The sequence below is a fragment of the Pseudomonas sp. SED1 genome (assembly GCF_034044025.1).
Taxonomy (GTDB): Bacteria; Pseudomonadota; Gammaproteobacteria; order Pseudomonadales; family Pseudomonadaceae; genus Aquipseudomonas.
In genome coordinates this window covers 18,550-38,228 of record NZ_JAXCIS010000234.1, presented here as the reverse complement: position 1 = coordinate 38,228, position 19,679 = coordinate 18,550, and the positions used below count along the sequence as shown (strand labels likewise).

Sequence of the window (19,679 nt, the reverse complement as noted above, 5' to 3'; positions counted from 1 at the left end):
CGGCCGACATCTGATGACGCAGCCAAGCTTTCCTGGGGCGCAATATCCTTGAGAGGGGTACAAAAAAGGCCAATTCCGAACAATTATTCAGAATTGGCCTACATCACTTTGAGCCGAGTTTTATTGAGCGCCGCTGACCGCGCCGAACTTGCCCAGCACAAAACCAATGAATTGCTCGACGGTCATTTTCTGGCCGTTGAAGGTCACTTCATTGTTGGCGTAGTGCAGCTTGGAAACGACATCGGTGCCCACCAGGGTCGCCAGTTGAGTACCCACGGCCATGCCGCTGATCATCTCGCTGGCCATCTGGGATTGCTGCTCGATGGCTTTCGGGTCGGTCACACCACCGATCTGCGCTTGCAGGGCGGCAACGTCCTGAACCATCGGCTTGGACAGCGTCAGGTTGGCGTCCAGCAGCGCAACGATTTGCTTGCCCAGTTCAACCGGCGGCAGGTCCATGCTCGACGGCTTGGCCAGGTCGACCACCAGGTTGAAACGGCTCTCGCCATTGGTGGTTTTCAGCGACAGGTTTTCTACCGCCACTTGCGGCTTGGCAGCCAGCAGTTGATTGACATTGGCCTGGGCCAGGGTTTGCTCGGCTTCAGTCAGTTGCAACTCAGGCACTGGCTGGCCTGCAGCGGCAGCGGCTTGGGCCGGTTGCACTTTTTCCTGGTAGAGCTTGGTCAGCACCAGCATCGACGGGATGTCGACGTTCTTCATGCTGACCGCCATGGCCGCCGAGCCCACTGGCTTGCCCTGGTAACCGATCTCGTCAATCTTGTAGTCGACACGGCCGGCCAGATTGTTGTCCTTGGTTTCGCTGCTGTCTTTCTGCTCAAAGTTCTTGAGGGTCAGCACCGCTTGCTGCGGGCCGAAGGTGACCTTGGTGTTGGTCAGCTCGACAGTGTTTTGCCCGGTGTAGAAACCAAAGGTGGTTTTTTCCAGGTTGCTGGCGATGGTCAGGCCGCTCAGCTCGGCATCCAGCTTGGCGTTGTTGGCATCGACAACCGAGACCTTGAGGCTGTCCATGTAGCCGCTGGCCTTGACCTTCTTGCCTTCGGCAGTCGAATCGAAGTCCAGGTTGGCACCGGAGAAGCTCACGGCCGACTTGTCGTCCTTGAGTTCCAGAGGCAGCAGTTCAACATTGCCGTTAACCGAGCGGTTGTAGCCGATGTTGGCCACGCCCTTGAGCGGCGACACGTCTTTGCTGGCGGCGAACCATTTTTCGGTGGTGGCGTTTTTCTCAAGCTCGTAGTGACTGGTGGCCATGACTGGCAACCACTTCAGCGACACCAGACGCGAGAACGGCAGCGGGCCGTGTTCGATATGGTCGACGAACAGCAGTTCGGTGTCCTGATGGTTTTCGCCGAACACTGCGCCTTGGGCCTTGAGGCGATAGTGCGCGGTGCTGCTGAACAGCTGGCGGTCGAGGGAAACGAGCTCGAGGGTCACGGTGCCGTCGACGCCGGCCATGGAGGTCTGCAGTTCCTTGTTGGCATCCTGGATGGCGGTTTGCAGCACCGGCTCCAGTTGCTTGCCGGTGTACCAGGCACCGCCTGCACTGATTGCACCAATGGCGACGACGATACCCAAGAGAACGACTGCTGGCTTATTCATGTAGTGACCTGATCAAATCCTGTGAAATGGGCTGTCTTCCCTGAACACCCGAAGGGTGTCGGCTCAAGCCCGCCGAAATCCGGGGAAGATTAGCATTGGCTGGCGTATGCAGCCCAATTTTTCAATAGGCGCAGACTTCAGCGGTGAACGGTAAAGCGCCTTCGCGAGCAAGCCCGCTCCCACCTTCGACCGCATTCCAAAGCTGCAACTCGATCAAAGGTGGGAGCGGGCTTGCTCGCGAAGGCGTCAGTACAGACACCACAGACTTCAGGAATACTCGGTATCGATCTCATCCAATTGATGATCAAAGCTCTTCAGCCGTGCCGTCCACGTGTACACCAGCACTTCAAATTCGCGGTGAATCACCGCGTTGCCCGGGGTATCCGACTTGGGATCATAAAAATCCAGCTGATAACGCTCCCGCGCCATCGCGGTGGCCACGTCGGATAATTCCCGGGCGTTATTCAGCCAATGCCGTCCGTCGGCGACTTGCCGATCAAGCATCACGCATTGTTTTTTCAGGGCTTCGAGGCTTTTTTCCAGCGGGGTGCCGGTCAGTTCACCCATGACTTCCTGGAATGTGCGCCCCGGTTGCCAGTAGCTGCCCCAGAAGTAGCGGTCGAACACCGTCTCGACCCGGCGCAGGGCGACTTTGGTGTCCCAGATTGCCACGCGGGTCTTGCCTTGTTCGAGCAGTCTTCGCTTGATTCGCTGGCCCTGGTAGGTGGCCCAGGCCACCACACCGATGGACAGCACCGCGATCAGCGCGCTGGCGCTGTCGAGGAACACCATGGCCTTGTCGATTTGATGGGCCAGCATGATGCCGTAGAAGTACGTCGCCGATAGCAACACCAGTGCGAAGAACACGCACCAGAAAGCGGGAGCATAAGGGTTTTTCATTATTGGAATCCCCATGAGCAAACGCGAGCAGTGACAAGTGGGTCATCAAGACAACCCGCCAGTCAAAGCATAGCAATCCGCTCAGGGTTTGCTGGCTTGTGTGGCTTGCGTTCGTCCACTTTCCCAGCCGCCGCCCAGGGCCAGGAACAAATCGATCTGGCTCATGGCAACCTGGGTGTTCGCCGCCGCCAGTTGCGCTCGTACATCGGTGTAGGTGCGGGTGGCTTGCAGGTCGGCCAGGAATGAGGCGCGGCCGGCCTGGAAGAAGCGGTGCGTCTGCTCCGCCGCCTCTTTGGCCGACGCGCCAGCATCGGCCAGCGCATCGCGACGTTGCAGTTGCGCGGTGTACTGCGCCAGGCCCGTCTGGGTTTCGCGGATGGCGTTGAGCACCACGCCATCGAAATGCGCCAGGGCGCCCTGAGTCGCGGCTTCGGCTTCGTGAATACGCGCGCGGGCACCGTTGGTCGGCAGCGTCCAACTGATCAGCGGGCCAAAGCCCCAGCGGTTGGTGGCTGGCGTGCCCAGGTCATCCAGAATACCCACGGTGCCGACGGTGGCCCCGATGCTGATATCCGGGTACAGCGCGCCGGTGGCCACACCGATGCGCGCAGTGGCAGCCGCCAGTTGGCGCTCGGCCTGGCGCACATCAGGGCGACGCTTGAGCAGCGTGGCGCCGTCGCCCACCGGCAGCAATTGCGCGATATGCGGCAGCTCGGCGCATTGGGCGGTGCCGGCCGGCAGTTGATTCAGTGGCTTGGCCAGCAGCATCGACAGGCGGAACAGCCCGGCCTGGCGCAACGCTTCATAACGCGGCATTTCGGCGCGCAGGGATTTGTATTGGGTTTGCGAACGGGTGACCTGGGTTTCATCACCACGCCCGGCATCCCGCAGGCGCTGGGTCAGGTGCGTGCTCTGGGCTTGCAGGTCGAGGGACTCGTTGGCGATCGCCAGCTCTTCGTTGGCCGCGCACACTTGGGTGTAAGACCGCACCACGTCCGCTACCAGGGTGATACGGGCGATATCGGCAGCCGCCTGGGCCGCATCGGCGCTGGCCTGGGAGCTTTCAATGCCGCGCTGCAAGGTGCCGAACAAATCGAATTGGTAGGAGGTGCTGATGCTCGCGGCGCCGATATTGGCCACAGGGACTTTTTCCGTCAGCAAATAGGCCTCACCGGATTCTTGCAAGCGCTGGGCTTCGGCCTTGGCCCCGGCACTCCAGCCGCCGGCAGATTCGGCTTGCTGCACCTGATAGCGCGAGCGCTGCAAGTTGGCCGCAGCCACCCGCAGGTCGGTGTTGGAGGCCATGGCCTGCTCCACCAGCTTATCCAGGCGCGGGTCTTGATAGAGCTTCCACCAGTCGGCCGGCACCGGCGCCGACACCACATTGTTGCCCTCCCCGGCCAACTGGCCCTGAAGGTCACCGCGGTTCACGGCAGCCTTGTCCGGCAGTTTGTAATCGGGGCCCACCACTTGGCAGGCCGACAGCAACAACCCCAGCCCGGCGGTTGCTAAAAGCCGTTTCATGGCTTGTTCTCCGACTTGGGTTGGTCGTCGATGATCGACACCGTGGCAGTGCGCCCGGCAATCATGCGGAAGTCCGCCGGCACGTCGTCAAACGCGATGCGCACCGGAATCCTCTGGGCCAGGCGCACCCAGCTGAACGCCGGGTTGACGTTGGGCAGCAGGTTGGAGCCGCTGGTGCGGTCACGGTCTTCGATACCGGCGACGATGCTCTGCACATGCCCGCGCAGGCGGGCGTTGTCGCCGATCACGCGGATGTCGACGCTCTGGCCGACGTGGATGCCGTCGAGCTTGGTCTCTTCGAAATAGCCGTCGATGTGGAAGGAGTTGCTGTCCACCACCGACAACACCGGGCGCCCGGCGGTCACGAACTCCTGGTTACGCGGCGCACGGTCGTTGATGTAGCCGTCCACCGGGCTGCGGATCACCGAGCGGTCCAGGTTGAGCTGCGCGGCATCCACCGCCACTTGCGACTCCGCCAGGGCCGATTGGGCACGGGCCACGCGGGACTGGCTTTCTTCCAGTTGCTCGCTGGCCACCAGGTTGCCGAGGCCACGGTTACGCTTGTTCTCGCGCACAGCCTGGGCCAGGGTTTCCTGGCGGTCGGCCACAGCGGCCTGGGCCTGGCGCAGGGCCAGCTTGAAGCGGTCCTGGTCGACGGAGAACAGCACCTGGCCGCGCACCACCAACTGGTTGTCACGCACGTCCACTTGCTGGATCAGCCCGGACACGTCCGGGGCGATCTGCACGATGTCGGCACGGATATGGCCGTCACGGGTCCAGGGGGCGAACATGTAGTACATCACCATGCGCCACACCACGACGCAGGCGAAGGTCACCACCAATAACGTCAGGACTACACGGCCGATGGTCAAAAAAGGTTTTTTCATGTCATGAGGTATCGACTGAGTGAGTCCACTGCGCCCAGCAACAGAGCGTAGAGACCCACATTGAACAATGCCCGGTGCCAGACCAGGCGATAGAAGTGGACGCGGGTCAACAGCCCGTGCACCACCAGGTACAACACATACGTAATGCCCATCAGCACCAGCAGCGTGGGCAGGAACACCCCGCTGATATCCAGATCACCGATCATAAAGGCGCTCCATCGGGTAACGGCGCTTCCATCTCTGTGCCACCAAGAAATTCCACGCCGGGCAACAACGCCAGGCGCAAGCCGCTAAGGGCGTGCAGCAGGTGCAGGCGGGTTTCGTCCTCACCTTGCAGGCCCTGGCCGTTGAGGGCGCGGCGGGTACGGTCGAGGGTCATCAGCAGACCGCTGGGGGCCGGCAGACGTTCACCGGCTTTCAGGCAGGCCTTGAAGTAACCGCCGACGCCTTCCACCACCTGGTTCAACAACACACGCGGAACCCCGAGGATGCGCGGCGAGTACGCCAGCAGGTCCAGCAGGTTCAGCGCCACCCGAACTTCGCGCAGGGCGATGCCGGTGTCCTGGCCGGTCATGGCCAGCCGCGGCAGGTGTTGCATCAGGCGGTCGAGCATTTGCACGCCCATCTTGCGGTGCTCGGCCAGGGTCGCGGGCTCGGTCAGGGTGACGATGTCGCGCCAGCTGAAACGGGTCAGGCGCTTGGCCGCCAGTTCGGCGCCGAACGGCCGGGCAATCAGGGTCCAGACAAAGGCGAACAACAAGCCCACCGGGCCCGCCAGGTTGGAGTTGGCGAAGGCCAGGAAGTCCGCGTCGTAGGCACCCTGGATGCTGATGAACGATGAGGTGTTAACCAACGTCAGCAGCATGCCGAGGTAGAAGCGCGGCTGTACCGTGAGCGTGCCGATGCAGATAAAGGGCACCGAAAACGCCAACACCAGCATCGGGAAATCATGCAGGTTGGGCAGCACCAGAAACAGGTAGAGGCTGGCGAACAGCACCGACATCGCCGTCCAGAAAAAGAACCGGTAGATCTGCGGCGCCGGGTCGTCCATCGAGGCGAAGAAGCTGCAGGCCACCGCCGCAAGGATCACCGCACTACCACCGTCGGTCCAGCCCAGCAGGATCCACAGCACCGAGGCGACGATGATCGCGGTGACGGTGGAAAACGCCGAGTAGAACATCAGGCCACGGTCGAGGAACGGGGTCAGCCGGCCCAGGCGCCAGTGGCGGTACACCGCACGCCAGCTGTCCTGGCTTTCGCACTGGATAGCGGCTTGCAGGCTGCGGCAGTCTTGCCACAAATCCACCCACTCGCCGAGGCGATACAGGGCGTTGGAGAACAGTAACTGGTGGCGGTCATCCAGGGCGTCGGCATCGGGTTGCAGGGCTTCGATCTGGTCGCGCAGAACACGCCAGCGCTCGAGGGGCGCGTCCTTTTGCGTGCTGTCCAGCCACTCGTTGGCGGCGGCCAGCAATGGTGTGAAGCGATCGAGCAATTCCGGCGCGCGGTGTTCCAGGGCGTATACGGCATCGTCGAGAGCATCGATCACCGGCAGCAGGTGGATCATCCGCCCGCGCAGCTCCTTGGTGTTGCGCACCGTTTGCGGTCGCGAGCCTTCATGGGGCAGCTGGCCGATCATCAACTCCAGGGTGTTGAAGGTGGCAACCATGCCGCCGCGCAGGGTGCTGATTTCTTCGGGCTGCACGTTGCGGCTGAGGAAGCGCTGGCTGTAGACCTGTGCGTCGGCAAACCACTTGCTCACCGAGTCATCGAACACCGGCGCCAGGCGTCGCGGCCAGAACATCGCACCGACCACCGCCGCCACGGCGATGCCGAGGAAGATTTCTTCGGTACGCGCCTCGGCCACATCCCACACCGCCAGCGGGTTATCCACCACCGGCAGGGCGATCAGCGGCAAGGTGTAGCCGGCCAGCATCAGCGCATAGCTGTTGGCAGTGCGCAGGTGCAGGGACAGGAACAGCAGAATCCCGGTCCACAGCGCGATCACCACCACCAGCAGGTAAGGCGCCTGCACAAACATCGGCACAAAAAACACCGCCGCCGCCGCACCCATGAAGGTACCGACCGCCCGGTACAGCGCCTTGGAGCTGGTAGGGCCGACGAACGGGCTGGAAACGATGTACACCGTGGCCATCGCCCAATACGGACGCGGCATTTGCATCAGCATGGCGATGTACAACGCGATCATTGAAGCGGCGAATGTCCTTACGCCATAGAACCAATCCTTGGCCGGCGGCATGCCGGTAAAAAATCCGTTCAAGAACTCACAACCATGGGATGTTGATTGGCGCCTTCAAAGGCCCGCAGTACACGCAGGGCAGCTTCCAGGTCATCGGGATCGATCGTCGCCAGCACCTCGCGGCGCAGGCGCACCAACTGTTCTTCCACCGCCTGCACCAGCTCGCGGCCACGCTCGGTGAGGCTCAAGGCCTTGGCGCGGCGGTCGTGGATGTCTTCGGTGCGGCACACGTAGCCGGAATTGCACAGCTGGTCCAACAGACGCACCAGGGACGGACTTTCCATCCCGGCGGCCTGGGCCACCTTGACCTGATGCACACCGTCGCCGAGGCGGCCGATCATCAGCAGCGGCACGGCGCAGGCTTCGGAGATGCCATAGCTGACGAGCGTGGTCTGGCAGATTTTGCGCCAGGTTCTGGCACCTACCACCATGCTGCTGCTGATGTTCATCTGGAGTTGTTCGAGGGTCTGGGACAATGGATTCTTCGCATACAGTTAGTTTGCTAACTATCAATATGGTCGATGGATCCAAAGCAGTCAAGTTTTGATACAAATTTGCGGATAGGTGGCGAAGCGACGCAGCCCAAGGAACCGCTGCTCTTTACCCTAGTTCATGTGCCGGAAACGTCCGTGCGAAAGGCGATTTTTTTGCACCGAGCCGATCGCCGCTATGCCGTCACCCGTCCTACCTCCTCCTCAATAAACTCAAACACCTCCTGCGCAACGCTGTACTGGAACTGCTTACGCCTGTGCCGGGAAACCTTGCCCTCGTTATCCAGGCACATCATCACCAGCTTTGACAGATCGCTGCCGCGCACGTCGTACCGCTCGTTCACCGCTTTAACCACACGGTCGTAACGGTCCAGGAATTCGGTTTCCTCACGTAGCTCTACTTCAAGAGCCCGGCGGGCCATCTGCAGGGTGAATTCAACGCAGCGGGTGGCATCCCAATAGCGGTAAATCGAAGGATGGCCAATGAAGTCAAAGGCCATCTGGTCGCCATCCAGCCAGGTGACATTCCAGAATTCCCGGGAGGGTTGTGAGAATGCCTTGAGGGCTTGCAGGTAGGCTTGTTCCTCATGCTTCATCGCGATCGATACCGGCAGCAGCAGGCCGTTTTCCAAAGCACCGTAATGACAGAGCGTCTGATGAACCAGAAAGCGCGACAAGCGCCCATTGCCGTCCATGAACGGGTGCAAGAACACGAAACCGAAGGCGGTCACTGCTGCTGCAACCAATGGGTCGACGTCTCGCACTGGCTGGTTGGCAAAAGCCATTAGCTCTTCCATCAACTCCTGGCACAAATCCGGCGCGGGGGGCACGTAGCTGACGCCCGCAGCGCCCCTCAGACCGTTATGCAGGTGATTCTGCTCGTGACGGAAGGCGACCGCTTTGTCGAAGGGATTGGATACAGTGCTGTTTTGCAGCTCTACCAGGTAGTCCTCGGTGAGCAGGCGACCTTCATGGGCCTGGCGCAGCAGTTGAACGAAGCGACGGGACTTTTCTTCGCTGGGTTGTTCTTTTTCGATGGCGAACGAGTCGCGGGTTTCATGCAGGTAAGCCCACTGGATGGCGCGGTCCATCATTTCAGGCGGGAGGGTGGCCATGAAGGACTTGGCGCGGCCCAAGACATCCAGCGCCAGTAACGTCTCTATCTGGGGAGTGCGCTCTACGGTGGCACAGTAATGCAACGAGCCCAGGCCGTTGAAATCGACTCGCCAGCGGCTATTGCGGGTACTGGGGCCAGTTACATAGCGCTTGGGATCGAACAAAAAAACAACACTTCCGCGCACCGGCGTCGTGTAATCCAGCGAGCGTCCAGTGAGCCCTTCCCACAGGAAGCAGGCTTTGCGAATAAACACACCATTGGGAGACTTGGCGAGTTCAGCCAGAAAAGGCTCAGGGCCAAACTGCTCAAATGTCTGAGCCAAAACAGGCAGGTTGATGCCTTCATGCTTGAGGGCGAACAGCACATGCTCGAATAAAGAATCTTGTCCGGGTGCTACCGATTGCGGGACCGCCAGGCAATCACCAATCAAGGTGATGCGGGTCACCGGTTTGATCATGGCGACGCGCTTGGGAGCGATGACCTTAAGGCTCAACGCCTCACATAAATGAGCGTATCCAACGACGGGCATGGTGAGCGTCCCTAGAAAAAAATAACTAGGGAGATTAAAGCTCAGTTTTTTTTACCTCTCACCATTTATTTTTACATTAGTGGGGTTTTATAGATTTCTTTTTACACCCCTCGCCCCTCTCTCAACCGCAAATTCAACTCATCCACCACCTCCGCCCAATCCGCATCCTCCAAAATCTCTTCGCGCAAAAACGCCTTCTGGCCTGGCGTCCAGAAAAACGCTTCCGCCAGATGCAGTTCGGGTTTGAGCGGGGAATGCACCGCGATAAAGCGCTCGATGCTCACCGGGTCATCCGGCAAGCCAAGCTGTTTGAACAATGACGGCAAGCTGTGGACTGGAGATTCCATGATGTGTTCCTGAAGGAGGGCTCATCTGAGTCTAGAACCTCTGAGGTGCTGCGCAGATTAATCACAGCCAGTGCGGTGAACACCTGCCGGCGCGTTGCACAGCACAAACAGTCGGGCCCGTGCGCCACCGCCATCCTGCTGACTGAGCTGGCGCCATCCTGCCGGTAATGGGGCAAAATCATCCGGGCCGTCAGCGGCGCTGATCAGCCAGACACGCTGGATTTCCGCCGGCAACGCCGACAGGCGATCCAGGTAAATTCGCCCGCCATCCTGGTCCACCAAAGTGCCAAAACCATAGGCATTCGGCCGCGTCGATTTGCCGGTGGCGGTCGGCGGTGTGAAGAGCTGCAACTGGGCGTCGGTCTCGTCGTAATAGACGTAGGGCAAGTACCACAGCATGTCGCTGATGACGATGCGGTCATCTTCCTGGTAGTTGCGGTTGACGAACTCCACCGCGACGTTGAATTGATCATGTTCATCGACGGTGGAGTTGGTCTTCACGCCCACCAGTTCGACCCCGACAAACAGCACGAAAAGCGCCGCCGCGGCCAGTGACACGCGGTGCGACAGACGGTCGACAGCCACCGCCACGATGATCGGCAAGCTCATCGCGTAGGCCGTGAGATACCGTTCGATAAACACCGGGGAAATAAACGACACCCCATAGACCAGCAGCACCGGCAGCATGAAGAAAAGCGCCAGCAACCAGCCAAAGCGATAGCGACTTTGATCGCGCCAGGCGGTCACGCCCACCAGCGCTACCAGCAACAACGGAAACCCGACAAACAGTGGCCGCCACACATGGTCGCCCGGGTCCTGAATGAGGAACTGCCACACCATCGACGGTAGGGAATACAGGTTGACCGGGTCTTCCCAGCCAATATCACCCCCCACCTTGAGTTCTTCAGTGTGCTGCACCAGGCCGAGCAAGTTCGGCAGCCAGGGCAAGTACAGCAACACAATCGCCACGTTGGCCAACCACCAGCCCGGACGGGTGACAAGGCGCAGGCCGCCGGCCCGAGGCAGCCGCAGCAATACCAGCCAAGCCCAGTGCACCAGCACGCACAACGCTGTGAAGTAGTGGGTGTAGAAGGCGGCGGTCATTAACAGCGCATAGACCACCAGATACCGCTTGCGCTCAGGCTGGCGAACCCAATACACCAATGCCAGGGTGGCAGCCAGCAGCCACACGCCCAGCAGCGAATACATCCGCACTTCCTGGCTGTAGCGCACCGCCGTGGGCAGCAACGCCAACAGAATTCCGGCCAGTACCGCCGCGCGGCGGGTCGCGACCAGGCGCGTCAGCCAGACGCCCAGGCCGACGGCGACCACGCCTGGGATCGCACTCATGCTGCGCAGGGAGAAAATACTATCGCCAAACAGCTCGATCCAGCCGCGCAGCATGAAGAAATACAGCGGCGGATGAACGTCATGGGCGGCGTGAAACCACAGGTCTTCCAGGGAGTACTCGGCGAGCAGCAGGCTTGAACCTTCATCTCCCCAAATCGCGGAGGCGGTCAAACCATAGAAGCGCACGGTCATAGCCAATGCCACCAGCGGCACCCACCACAATCGAGCGAGCCAACCGGCATGCTCCCACAGGCCAGGATTGACCACGGGAAAGGCCCCGGCCTTGTTGTCTTGTTCCGCCACAGAGCGTCGCACCTCTACTTCCTCACCCACTACCAAACCTGCGCTTGCGCGAACACCCGCCACTCTAGGTGAAAAGACCTCGATTCGCCCGCTGTTTTGCTCGTTTTGAGCCGCCATCCGCCAATCGGACAAATCTGAATTTTGCGCAGGGCTTCTCCGACGCGTTGGCCGGATCAGGCTATGATTGCAGCCTTCCATGGATTCAGGATCAAGGACACTTCATGCGCATCGGTCTTCTGTCACCCCTGGCACTGGCATTGCTCACCACCCTTCCCCTTCAGGCCCACGCCAGCGGCGATGATTCGTGCTACCCGGATTGGCGGGTGTCGCGTAACAGCCTGGACGTGTGCAGCAACCTGCCGTTTTTAAGCCCGGGCAATGACAGCCGGGTCAACCTGCGGCTGCTGCTGGCAGACAAAAACGTCATGCCGCTGGCACCGAATGACCTGGGCGAGCAGGATTTTTCCGAAGGCTTTGGCCCGGTGCCATTCCCGGCGTATCGGCTCACGCCCGCAGCGGATGAGCCCGACAACCAGCCCGACGACTCGCGCACCGCCGAACTGGATGAACTGCTCAGCCCACTGGGCATCAAGCGCGATGACTACAAGGCCGCCGGTGAAGCCTTCCTTTCCGGCGAAGGCAGCCGTTGCCGCAGCAACGCCGATGACAGCGCCGCCGCGTTTATCAGCCAGGTGGTGAAGGCCGATGTACCGCAGGCCGAGCGCCAGTTGCTGGCCAAACTGCGCTTGCAGATGCTCACCAGCTGTTCCTCGGACGGCGTCCCTGCGGGCGAGGCTGATCAGTTGAAATCGGCAGACGGCCAGGCATTGCTGGCCTACCTGCAAGCGGCCGGGGATTTTTACAGCGGGCGCTTCAGCGACGCACAAAAAGGCTTTGCCGGGCTGACGAGCAGTTCGCTGCCCTGGCTCAAGGAAACGGCGCTGTACATGACGGCGCGCACCGGGCTGAACGAGGCCCAGCAAAATGCTTTCGACGAATACGGCACCCCCTCGCTTGAGCATGTGGATAAGTCTGCCCTGCAACGGGCCGAGACTGGATTCGATGATTACCTGAAAACTTATCCACAGGGCGAATACGCCGCTTCCGCCCGTGGACTGCTGCGCCGGGTGCACTGGCTGGCGCCCAACCCCGACAAACTGGCAAACGACTTTGCCTGGCAATTGACCCAGGCCACCGATGCCCAGCGCAACGTATCGCTGGATGAACTGGTGCAGGAAGCCGACACCAAGCTGCTGACCACCACCACGGCACCCGTGGACAATCCGTTGATCCTGGCCCTCAACGACCTGATGTGGATGCGCGCAGGTGAACCGCCAAGGCTCACTCGCGAAGCCCTTGACGGGCAAAAGTCGATATTCGCCCAGGAACCGGCGCTGTACGCCTACGTGCAAGCGGCGTTTGCCGTGTACGTCGAGCATCAACCCGATCGCGCCTTGAAGCTGTTGCCGCAGGACGTGCCGTCGAACCTCGATTACTTCGCCTTCAGCCAGCAGACCCTGCGCGGCCTGGCACTGGAAGCCAAGGAAGACTGGAAAGCCGCCGAAACGCTGTGGCTGCAACTGCTGCCGCTGGCCAAGCAACCGTTGCAACGTGACCAGCTGGAGCTGGCATTGGCGATGAACTACGAACGCAGCGGCCAACTGGCCAAGGTATTCGCCGCCGATTCGCCGATCATTGCCACACAGGTGCGCTATATCCTGCTGCGCAACGTCGCCGGTCCCGATCTGCTGCGCCAACGGCTTGCCGATGCCAGCGACCCGGTAGAGCGTCAGACCGCGCAATTCACATTGCTTTATAAAGACCTGATGCGCGGCCAATTCGAGACCTTCGCCGAGGACTTGAAACAACTGCCTGCCTCGGCTCCCGACGACAAGCTCGGCACCAGCCTGGGTTACGTCTACGGCGGCGGCCAGTCGTTGAAACTGTTTCAATGGAACGGTGACAAGGCCGAGTCCGGCTACACCTGCCCGAGCATCGCGCAAATCGCCAGCACCCTGCAGGCCGATCCGAAAAACCCGCAGGGCCTGAACTGCCTGGGTGAATTCGTCCTGCGTAACGGTCTGGACGGCATGCCCCTGGAACAAGCGCGCTCCGCCGGCAGCCTGGGCAGTACCGCCTCGCCCTTCAAGGGTGAAACCTTCTCGCGGCTCGAAGGCTACAAGCGGGTGATCGGCAATCCCAAGGCCCCTCACAACGACAAGGCCTACGCACTGTTTCGCGCCATCAATTGCTATGGGCCTTCGGGCTACAACAGCTGCGGTGGCGAAGACGTCGACAAGGCGGTGCGCAAAGGCTGGTTCCGCCAGCTGAAAACCGGGTTTGCCGATACCCAGTGGGGCAAGTCGCAGCAGTACTACTGGTAAGCCGTGAAGCGCTTCTGGCTGGCCCTGCTCCTGCTGGCAAGCCCGGCCTTCGGCGCGGTAGACGCCCGCGACCATGATGCGTTCTGGCTGTGGAGCGGCGTCGCGCCGCAGCCGGTGCTCAAGCAGGCGAAAACCCTGTACATCCTCCAGGGCCAGATCAACTCAACCCGCCGCGCGCCCCAGCGTGGCGTGCAATTCATCGCCCAGGGCATGAGTGTGCCGCGCATCACCCAAGGTGAAATCTGGGTGGTGTACCGCGCCCACACCCTGCACTGGCCCGAGTCGGTCTACAGCCAGATGCTCGGCCAGGTACAACGCTGGCGAGACGCGGGCAACCCGGTGGTTGGCATCCAGATCGACTTCGACGCACGCACGCAATACCTCAACGAATACGCCGACTTCCTGCGCGACCTGCGCCAACGTCTGCCCAAGGATTTGCGCCTGAGCATCACCGGGCTGATGGACTGGAGCAGCAATGCTGACCCGGCTGCCATCGCACAACTCAAAGGCGTGATTGATGAAGTGGTGGTGCAAACCTACCAGGGCCGCCACAGCATCCCAGACTACGCGGCGTACCTGCCACGCATGAACCGTCTGGGAGTGCCGTTCAAGATTGGGTTGATTCAGGGTGGGGAATGGGAGGAGCCGGGGTATTTGAAGGGGAATGAGTGGTTTCGTGGGTATGTGGTGTTTTTGCAGAATCCGACCTGATGCTTGACACGGATTAAGACTTTATGCAAGAAAGTGTCCTCTGTCCGCGGACAGAGGACACTCGGAACCGGAGCCCCATGAAAAGTCAAGATATCGTAGTTCTGTTCAAACTAATCAGTCTTGAACTGCGGGCAAAAGGGGAGCGCGTAAAAAAGCGCGAATTTACCGTCCCCAATGACGAGCATGACCCATGGGCCCAGAGAATGCAGCACTCTGACGGCACCTTCAGTTATCTCAAGACCTATCAGTTTTCCGAGCCGGAAGATTGGCGTGGCTGGGATGATCGCGACGAAGAAGTAGAGAAGGGCAATCTTCAAAGCTATTCCGTGCGAGCTCTATCTTCCGCACTCGGGCTAAGCAAAACCGAAGTGTCCTCGTCACTCAATCGCTGCCGCGACATTGGCCTGATTTACACAAACCACTCCGACGGTTCACCACTGGTTAGAAGCAAAGCGCTTCTCGATCTGGTGACCTACAGCATTCGCTATATATTTCCCGTGAAGCCCGGCCCTATTGTGAGAGGCATTCCGACTGCATTCGCAGCCCCGATCCTGGCAGGGAAAGTCATGAGTGGCGGCGACCTCATGCCTGTTTGGCCTGATGCCTATGGCAAAAGTAAAGGTCAGGAAATCACACCCTTATATAAAACTGTCCCGGGCGCAGTAAAAAAGGACGAGCTTCTCTACCACTTCCTCGCCCTCGTCGACGCCATTCGTATCGGTGGCCCACGAGAAACCAAAGTGGCCGACGCCATGCTGCGGGAGTGGATCCTTTGAACTCAAACAGAACAATGATGCTGCGCATGCTTGGAGAGGTTGCTGAGGCGCTGGGGGAGGAGCTGCGGGAACAAGTGGCCTTCGTCGGCGGATGCACCACTGTCCTGCTTATCACCGATGAATTCACTCAGGAATCCATTCGTGGCACCGACGATGTCGATCTGGTCATTCATCTGACAAGTACCGCTGACTGGTATCGGCTGGAGGATCATCTCAAATCCAAGGGCTTCAAGAATACCGGACAAGACACTGTTACCTGCCGCTTGCGCCTGGGCGCCCTGAAAGTCGACTTTATGCCGACGGATGAAAAGGTATTAGGGTTTTCAAATACCTGGTTCGTGGGCGGGTTGGAAAATGCTGTTTACCACGACCTGCCCGACGGCATTCGAATCAAGGTATTCGCTGCGCCGTGGTTTCTTGCCGCGAAACTGCAGGCCTATAAGGGGCGAGGAAACGGGGATGTTCTGATGTCCAACGACATTGAAGACATCATCGCATTGGTTGATGGCCGCGAAGAGCTGGGTGAAGAAATGAAGCAAGCGCCGAGCGAGCTACGAACGTTCGTCAGCCAACAACTTTCTGAACTCCTGAGGCTTACGGCGTTTTTAGACGTGGTTCAAAGTACAGCTCAGGACCCTGATCGTGAAACGTTGATTCATGAACGGCTGAACACAATGATTGCATCCGGAGCGCACGCTTGACCCTACCTGTGAGCGTAACCCGCCAAGGAACCAACCGAGCGGAAAACAGGGACGCCGCCGGCTCGGCATACAACAGCGGTGCCTACCTTTACGTAATAGCAGACGGCACCTCAAAGCCCGAAAGCGGCGCCTTGGCGCGGGCACTGACTCACTATGTGCTGGCTTCCTTTTCCAACCTCAAGCGCTCTGAGATTTCCTGTCCCGACAAAACCCTTGATCTGACACTCACTTCACTCAGCGCAGTACGCTCAACCCTTTGCGCAAATTACCCCTTAGCCTCCGCCAGCTATCTCGTACTCATGATTCATGGCCACACCGCCGTTTCCATTCACGCAGGTGACTGTTGCCTGGGACAGCTGGAAGATGGGCGCGCGGTAAACTGGCTAAGCCCGCCTCACTGCGGCCCCAACTGGAAGAGCAACCTTAGCCACGACCTTATCGCCAACAGCCCTACACGTAAAACACTGTGGAACTGCATGAGCTATCGCAGGCCGCATGAGCCGCATATCCAATCGTTGCAAGCAGGCCCTGATACGAAGTGGATCTTGGCCACTGACGGTTTTTGGGCTGAGCTCTCACCCGCGGAACAACTTAAGGCTATTGCGGGCCAAAGCCTCGATGATCTCCAAGGCGAAGACGACATTACCTTCATGCTGCTGCAAGCTCAGAAGCAGCTCCTCCTCTAACCCCGCGCCAGCTCAGCTAACCGCATCGCCGATACAATCGAGAGCGCGTAAAAACACAGCCCGATAGCGATCCAGATGCAGTTGGCCAAGGTCAGGCGCTTGTTCACCTCACCCCTGAGGTCATTCTCCACTTGGTTCACCGCGCGCTGTACCTGCACCATCAGGTAGAGATGCACAATCGTCAGGCAAGCACTGATCTTCATCGCGGTCAGCGGCGCAAGGGCCCATGAGTACATGTAGGGCAAGGCACCGCAAACAACCAACCCGATGGCCACGCTGCGTGGCTGCCATTGATACGTCGGAGCCTTGACCTCAACTTGCCGGCGGATTTTCATGATCAGTGGGTAAAGGAAAATCACCGAGAAGAACGCCCGCACAACCGGCCAGACGTTCGCGCCAGTCGCCTGCCGATAGCAGGTCCACTGCTTGTAGAACCAATAGACGAAATACATACCCGAGGTCAGCAGAATCATGATCACCAGCTTGCGCGGTGCAACCACAAAAAACGTGGATGCAGCGGCGAGCGGTTGGCTCAATTCGGCCTGCGGCGGCGCGTAGGGGTTGTCGATCACTGACACGGAAAATCTCCTGAAGGGTGTTTGGCTAAAACACGTTAACGGCCGCCGTTCGCAAATGTTTACCAGTCATAGGTCAAACTCGACACCACCGTGCGCCCTTCCCCGTAATAACAATCCAGGTCGCTGGTGCATTGCGACACGTAGGTTTTGTTGGTCAGGTTCTGCACATTCATCGCCAGCTTCACACCTTTGAGCTTGAACGGCGAGGCACCCAGGTCGTAGCTCAGGCTGGCGTCGTAGACGGTATAGGACGGGATGCTGAACGCTCCTGCGTAGTAATCACCGAAGCTGCTGCGAACGTAGCGCGTACCCACGCCTGCCCCAAGGCCCGCCAGGGGCGTGTCGCCGAGGACGGTGTAATTGACCCACACCGAAGCGGTAAGCGGTGAGATGCCTGCCGGGTGTCGGCCTTGGCGGCCGTCATTGTCTTTGGTGTATTTGATGTCGTTGCGCGCTGCCGAGGCGACCACGTCCCAGGCATCGCTGAGGGAGGCCTTGGCTTCCAGCTCCACACCCCGTGAGCGCATGGCACCGCTCTGGGTGCTGAAGGTGGTGTCTACCGGGTTGGTGGTCAGCACGTTTTCCTGGTCGAGTTGGTAGACCGAGACCTGCACAAAACTCTTCTGGCCCGGCGGCTGATATTTCAGGCCGACTTCGTACTGGTTGCCGGTAGAGGGATCAAACGGTTTGCCGCTGATATCGGTGCCCGACAGCGGCAGGAAGGATTCGGAATAGCTGATAAACGGCGCCAGGCCGTTATCGAACAGGTACACCAAACCGGCCCGGCCAGTGAACGCCTGATCTTTGCTGCTGGTGCGGGTGTCGGCCAGCGGCTCCTTGTTGACCACGTTGGCCCAGTCGTAGCGCCCGCCAAGGACCAGCGCCCACTTATCCAGTTTGATCTGGTCCTGCACATACAGGCCGGTCTGGGTCACGGTGCGGTCCCAGCGATACGGCTGGCCGAAATTCATCCGCTGGCCGTAGACCGGCTTGAACAGGTCGATCACCGGCGGATTACGGTCGTACAGGCCGTGGAATTGCGAGTTGAAGTGGTAGTAATCGAGGCCGACGATCAGCGTATGGGACAGTGCGCCGGTGTCGAATTCCGCCTGGGCAATGTTATCCACGCCAAACACTTTGTTGTTCTGCGACCAGTCCACGCCGAAGCGCTGCAGGTAGCGTTGGTCTTGCACGCCAGTTGCCGGGTTGGGTACAAATCTGTAGCCGTGCAGCGGTGCGGTGTAACGGTCGTCCACCTCGGCGTAGCGGGCATTTTGCTTGAGGGTCCAGGTGTCGTTCAGGCGATGGGACACCTCATAGCCCAACACGTACTGCTCGCGGTTGTACTGGTTGACGCCAGGCTCGCCGATAAACACATCACGCTTGATCTTGCCGTTGGGGTTGTCCCAGATCGTCCCGGACGCGGGCAAACCCTGGGCCTCGGGCACGCCCTTGTCTTTCTGGTACTGGGCGAACACGGTCAGGCGCGTGTCGTCGTTGGGCTGCCAAGTCAGGCTGGGGGCGATGAATTGGCGTTTGTTCTCGACGTAGTTGATCTCGCCCTGCTCGTCCTTGGCCAGGCCAGTGAGGCGATAGAGAAACTGGCCTTGTTCATCCAGTGGACCACTGAGGTCGATGGCGGCGCTTTTGTGTTCGTAGGTGCCGGCTTCCAGCACCACTTGATGCACCGGGGTTTCGCTGGGGCGCTTGCTGACCATATTGACGATGCCGCCCGGCTGGTTCTGCCCGTATAACACCGAGGCCGGGCCCTTGAGCACTTCGATGCGTTCCAGAGAGTACGGCTCGATCTGCAATGCACCGCCGGTGCTGCCGCCGCCATAAGGCAAGTGCAAACCATCGAGGTACAGCGGCGTCGGCGAGAAGCCACGGGAGGTGGGTTCATCGAACAGTTTGACGCGGTCGGAAAAACCGCCGGCGGTCATGCCCGGCGTATAAAGCAGCGCCTGGGTGACGCTTTGGGCGCCGCGCGCCTTGATCTCGGCGGCGGTGATGACGTTGATGGTCTGGGGGATTTCCACCAGCGCCGAATCGGTCTTGCTGCCGGTGGCGCTGCGCTTGGCAACGATGCCGTCGACCGCGCCCCAGGCCGTTTCCTGATCCTGTTGGCCACTGACCTGCGTCGCCCCGAGTTGCAGCGCACCGTTCGCCGGCAGCGCCTGCAACGACCAGCCGCCCTGGGATTGCACCGCGACCAACCCGCTGCCGGCCAACAACCGTTCCAACCCTGGCCCGGTGGCGTAGCGGCCCTGCAAGCCGGCGCTGCGCTTGCCTTGGGTCAGCGAGGCGTCCACCGACAACAGGATTCCCGAGGCGCTGGCGAACTGGTTCAAGGCCTGGTCGAGGTTGCCTGCGGGAATGTTGTATTGGCGCAGGGCTTCAGCGCTCTCCTGGGCCTGGACCACGCTCGGCACCACAGGCGCCGTCGCCAGCAAACTGACAAACAGGCCACGGCGCAGGGCGCGGGCCAGAGGTTGGATTGGGTGGTGCGACATTGCAG

17 protein-coding genes are annotated in these 19,679 nt (G+C 60.2%); 5 read left to right on the top strand and 12 right to left on the bottom strand.

Annotated elements, in window-relative coordinates; all coding sequences use genetic code 11:
* Positions 1-120: 120 nt before the first annotated feature.
* From SNL23_RS30240 to SNL23_RS30195, 10 genes are all read right to left on the bottom strand, one after another.
* Positions 121-1,617 carry a YdgA family protein gene (locus SNL23_RS30240; protein WP_076015576.1) on the bottom strand — a complete coding sequence of 499 codons (1,497 nt, stop codon included), beginning with the start codon at positions 1,615-1,617 and terminating at the stop codon, positions 121-123.
* A gap of 267 nt (positions 1,618-1,884) precedes the next feature.
* The gene (locus SNL23_RS30235) at positions 1,885-2,517 is read right to left on the bottom strand and encodes an NADH:ubiquinone oxidoreductase subunit N (protein WP_318304579.1); all 633 of its coding nucleotides are present in this window, start codon (positions 2,515-2,517) and stop codon (positions 1,885-1,887) included.
* A gap of 81 nt (positions 2,518-2,598) precedes the next feature.
* The gene (locus SNL23_RS30230) at positions 2,599-4,041 is read right to left on the bottom strand and encodes an efflux transporter outer membrane subunit (RefSeq protein WP_076015578.1); all 1,443 of its coding nucleotides are present in this window, start codon (positions 4,039-4,041) and stop codon (positions 2,599-2,601) included.
* Entirely contained in the window at positions 4,038-4,928 is an 891-nt protein-coding gene (locus tag SNL23_RS30225) for an efflux RND transporter periplasmic adaptor subunit (protein WP_003218191.1), read from the bottom strand. Before SNL23_RS30225 ends, SNL23_RS30230 begins: the two co-directional genes overlap by 4 nt.
* Positions 4,925-5,134, bottom strand: coding sequence for a DUF1656 domain-containing protein (locus SNL23_RS30220; protein WP_003218193.1), 210 nt, complete (start codon positions 5,132-5,134; stop codon positions 4,925-4,927). Before SNL23_RS30220 ends, SNL23_RS30225 begins: the two co-directional genes overlap by 4 nt.
* Complete coding sequence (locus tag SNL23_RS30215; RefSeq protein ID WP_318304578.1) at positions 5,131-7,209, bottom strand: FUSC family protein; 2,079 nt, start codon at positions 7,207-7,209, stop codon at positions 5,131-5,133. Before SNL23_RS30215 ends, SNL23_RS30220 begins: the two co-directional genes overlap by 4 nt.
* Positions 7,206-7,637 (bottom strand): MarR family winged helix-turn-helix transcriptional regulator, encoded by a 432-nt coding sequence (locus SNL23_RS30210; RefSeq protein WP_003218197.1) that lies wholly within the window; start codon positions 7,635-7,637, stop codon positions 7,206-7,208. Before SNL23_RS30210 ends, SNL23_RS30215 begins: the two co-directional genes overlap by 4 nt.
* A 218-nt stretch (positions 7,638-7,855) precedes the next feature.
* Positions 7,856-9,325, bottom strand: coding sequence for a Fic family protein (locus SNL23_RS30205; RefSeq protein WP_318304577.1), 1,470 nt, complete (start codon positions 9,323-9,325; stop codon positions 7,856-7,858).
* A 101-nt stretch (positions 9,326-9,426) separates the two neighbouring features.
* The gene (locus SNL23_RS30200; protein ID WP_258343086.1) at positions 9,427-9,672 is read right to left on the bottom strand and encodes a DUF2789 domain-containing protein; all 246 of its coding nucleotides are present in this window, start codon (positions 9,670-9,672) and stop codon (positions 9,427-9,429) included.
* Positions 9,673-9,729: 57 nt separating this feature from the next.
* Positions 9,730-11,325, bottom strand: a complete 1,596-nt coding sequence (locus SNL23_RS30195; RefSeq protein ID WP_318304576.1) for a glycosyltransferase family 39 protein — start codon at positions 11,323-11,325, stop codon at positions 9,730-9,732.
* Positions 11,326-11,546: 221 nt separating this feature from the next.
* On the opposite strand from SNL23_RS30195, the gene SNL23_RS30190 reads away from it, so the two are divergent.
* The 5 genes from SNL23_RS30190 (at position 11,547) to SNL23_RS30170 (ending at position 16,583) form a co-directional block, all read left to right on the top strand.
* Positions 11,547-13,709: an outer membrane assembly lipoprotein YfiO gene (locus tag SNL23_RS30190; RefSeq protein WP_318304575.1), complete on the top strand. Its 2,163-nt coding sequence runs from the start codon at positions 11,547-11,549 to the stop codon at positions 13,707-13,709.
* A 3-nt stretch (positions 13,710-13,712) separates the two neighbouring features.
* On the top strand, positions 13,713-14,420 hold the full coding sequence (locus SNL23_RS30185; protein WP_076015584.1) for a DUF3142 domain-containing protein: 708 nt from the start codon (positions 13,713-13,715) through the stop codon (positions 14,418-14,420).
* A 77-nt stretch (positions 14,421-14,497) separates the two neighbouring features.
* Complete coding sequence (locus SNL23_RS30180; protein WP_076015585.1) at positions 14,498-15,196, top strand: hypothetical protein; 699 nt, start codon at positions 14,498-14,500, stop codon at positions 15,194-15,196.
* A gap of 17 nt (positions 15,197-15,213) precedes the next feature.
* Positions 15,214-15,897: a hypothetical protein gene (locus tag SNL23_RS30175; protein WP_083676690.1), complete on the top strand. Its 684-nt coding sequence runs from the start codon at positions 15,214-15,216 to the stop codon at positions 15,895-15,897.
* A complete protein-coding gene (locus SNL23_RS30170; protein ID WP_318304572.1) occupies positions 15,894-16,583 on the top strand; it encodes a protein phosphatase 2C domain-containing protein in 690 nt (229 codons plus the stop codon). Before SNL23_RS30175 ends, SNL23_RS30170 begins: the two co-directional genes overlap by 4 nt.
* On the opposite strand, the gene SNL23_RS30165 is transcribed toward SNL23_RS30170, so the two are convergent.
* Together SNL23_RS30165 and SNL23_RS30160 are read right to left on the bottom strand one after the other, a co-directional pair.
* A complete protein-coding gene (locus SNL23_RS30165; RefSeq protein WP_318304570.1) occupies positions 16,580-17,155 on the bottom strand; it encodes a hypothetical protein in 576 nt (191 codons plus the stop codon). The genes SNL23_RS30170 and SNL23_RS30165 overlap by 4 nt on opposite strands.
* A gap of 65 nt (positions 17,156-17,220) precedes the next feature.
* On the bottom strand, positions 17,221-19,674 hold the full coding sequence (locus SNL23_RS30160) for a TonB-dependent siderophore receptor (protein WP_318304569.1): 2,454 nt from the start codon (positions 19,672-19,674) through the stop codon (positions 17,221-17,223).
* Positions 19,675-19,679: the final 5 nt, after the last annotated feature.

Excerpts from the sequence above, each read along its gene's own strand:
- SNL23_RS30180 (WP_076015585.1), top strand. The coding sequence starts at position 14,498 with ATGAAAAGTCAAGATATCGTAGTTCTGTTCAAACTAATCAGTCTTGAA.
- SNL23_RS30220 (WP_003218193.1), bottom strand. The coding sequence starts at position 5,134 with ATGATCGGTGATCTGGATATCAGCGGGGTGTTCCTGCCCACGCTGCTG.
- SNL23_RS30240 (WP_076015576.1), bottom strand. The coding sequence starts at position 1,617 with ATGAATAAGCCAGCAGTCGTTCTCTTGGGTATCGTCGTCGCCATTGGT.
- SNL23_RS30190 (WP_318304575.1), top strand. The coding sequence starts at position 11,547 with ATGCGCATCGGTCTTCTGTCACCCCTGGCACTGGCATTGCTCACCACC.
- SNL23_RS30160 (WP_318304569.1), bottom strand. The coding sequence starts at position 19,674 with ATGTCGCACCACCCAATCCAACCTCTGGCCCGCGCCCTGCGCCGTGGC.
- SNL23_RS30225 (WP_003218191.1), bottom strand. The coding sequence starts at position 4,928 with ATGAAAAAACCTTTTTTGACCATCGGCCGTGTAGTCCTGACGTTATTG.
- SNL23_RS30230 (WP_076015578.1), bottom strand. The coding sequence starts at position 4,041 with ATGAAACGGCTTTTAGCAACCGCCGGGCTGGGGTTGTTGCTGTCGGCC.
- SNL23_RS30235 (WP_318304579.1), bottom strand. The coding sequence starts at position 2,517 with ATGAAAAACCCTTATGCTCCCGCTTTCTGGTGCGTGTTCTTCGCACTG.
- SNL23_RS30175 (WP_083676690.1), top strand. The coding sequence starts at position 15,214 with ATGCTGCGCATGCTTGGAGAGGTTGCTGAGGCGCTGGGGGAGGAGCTG.
- SNL23_RS30210 (WP_003218197.1), bottom strand. The coding sequence starts at position 7,637 with ATGAACATCAGCAGCAGCATGGTGGTAGGTGCCAGAACCTGGCGCAAA.
- SNL23_RS30200 (WP_258343086.1), bottom strand. The coding sequence starts at position 9,672 with ATGGAATCTCCAGTCCACAGCTTGCCGTCATTGTTCAAACAGCTTGGC.
- SNL23_RS30205 (WP_318304577.1), bottom strand. The coding sequence starts at position 9,325 with ATGCCCGTCGTTGGATACGCTCATTTATGTGAGGCGTTGAGCCTTAAG.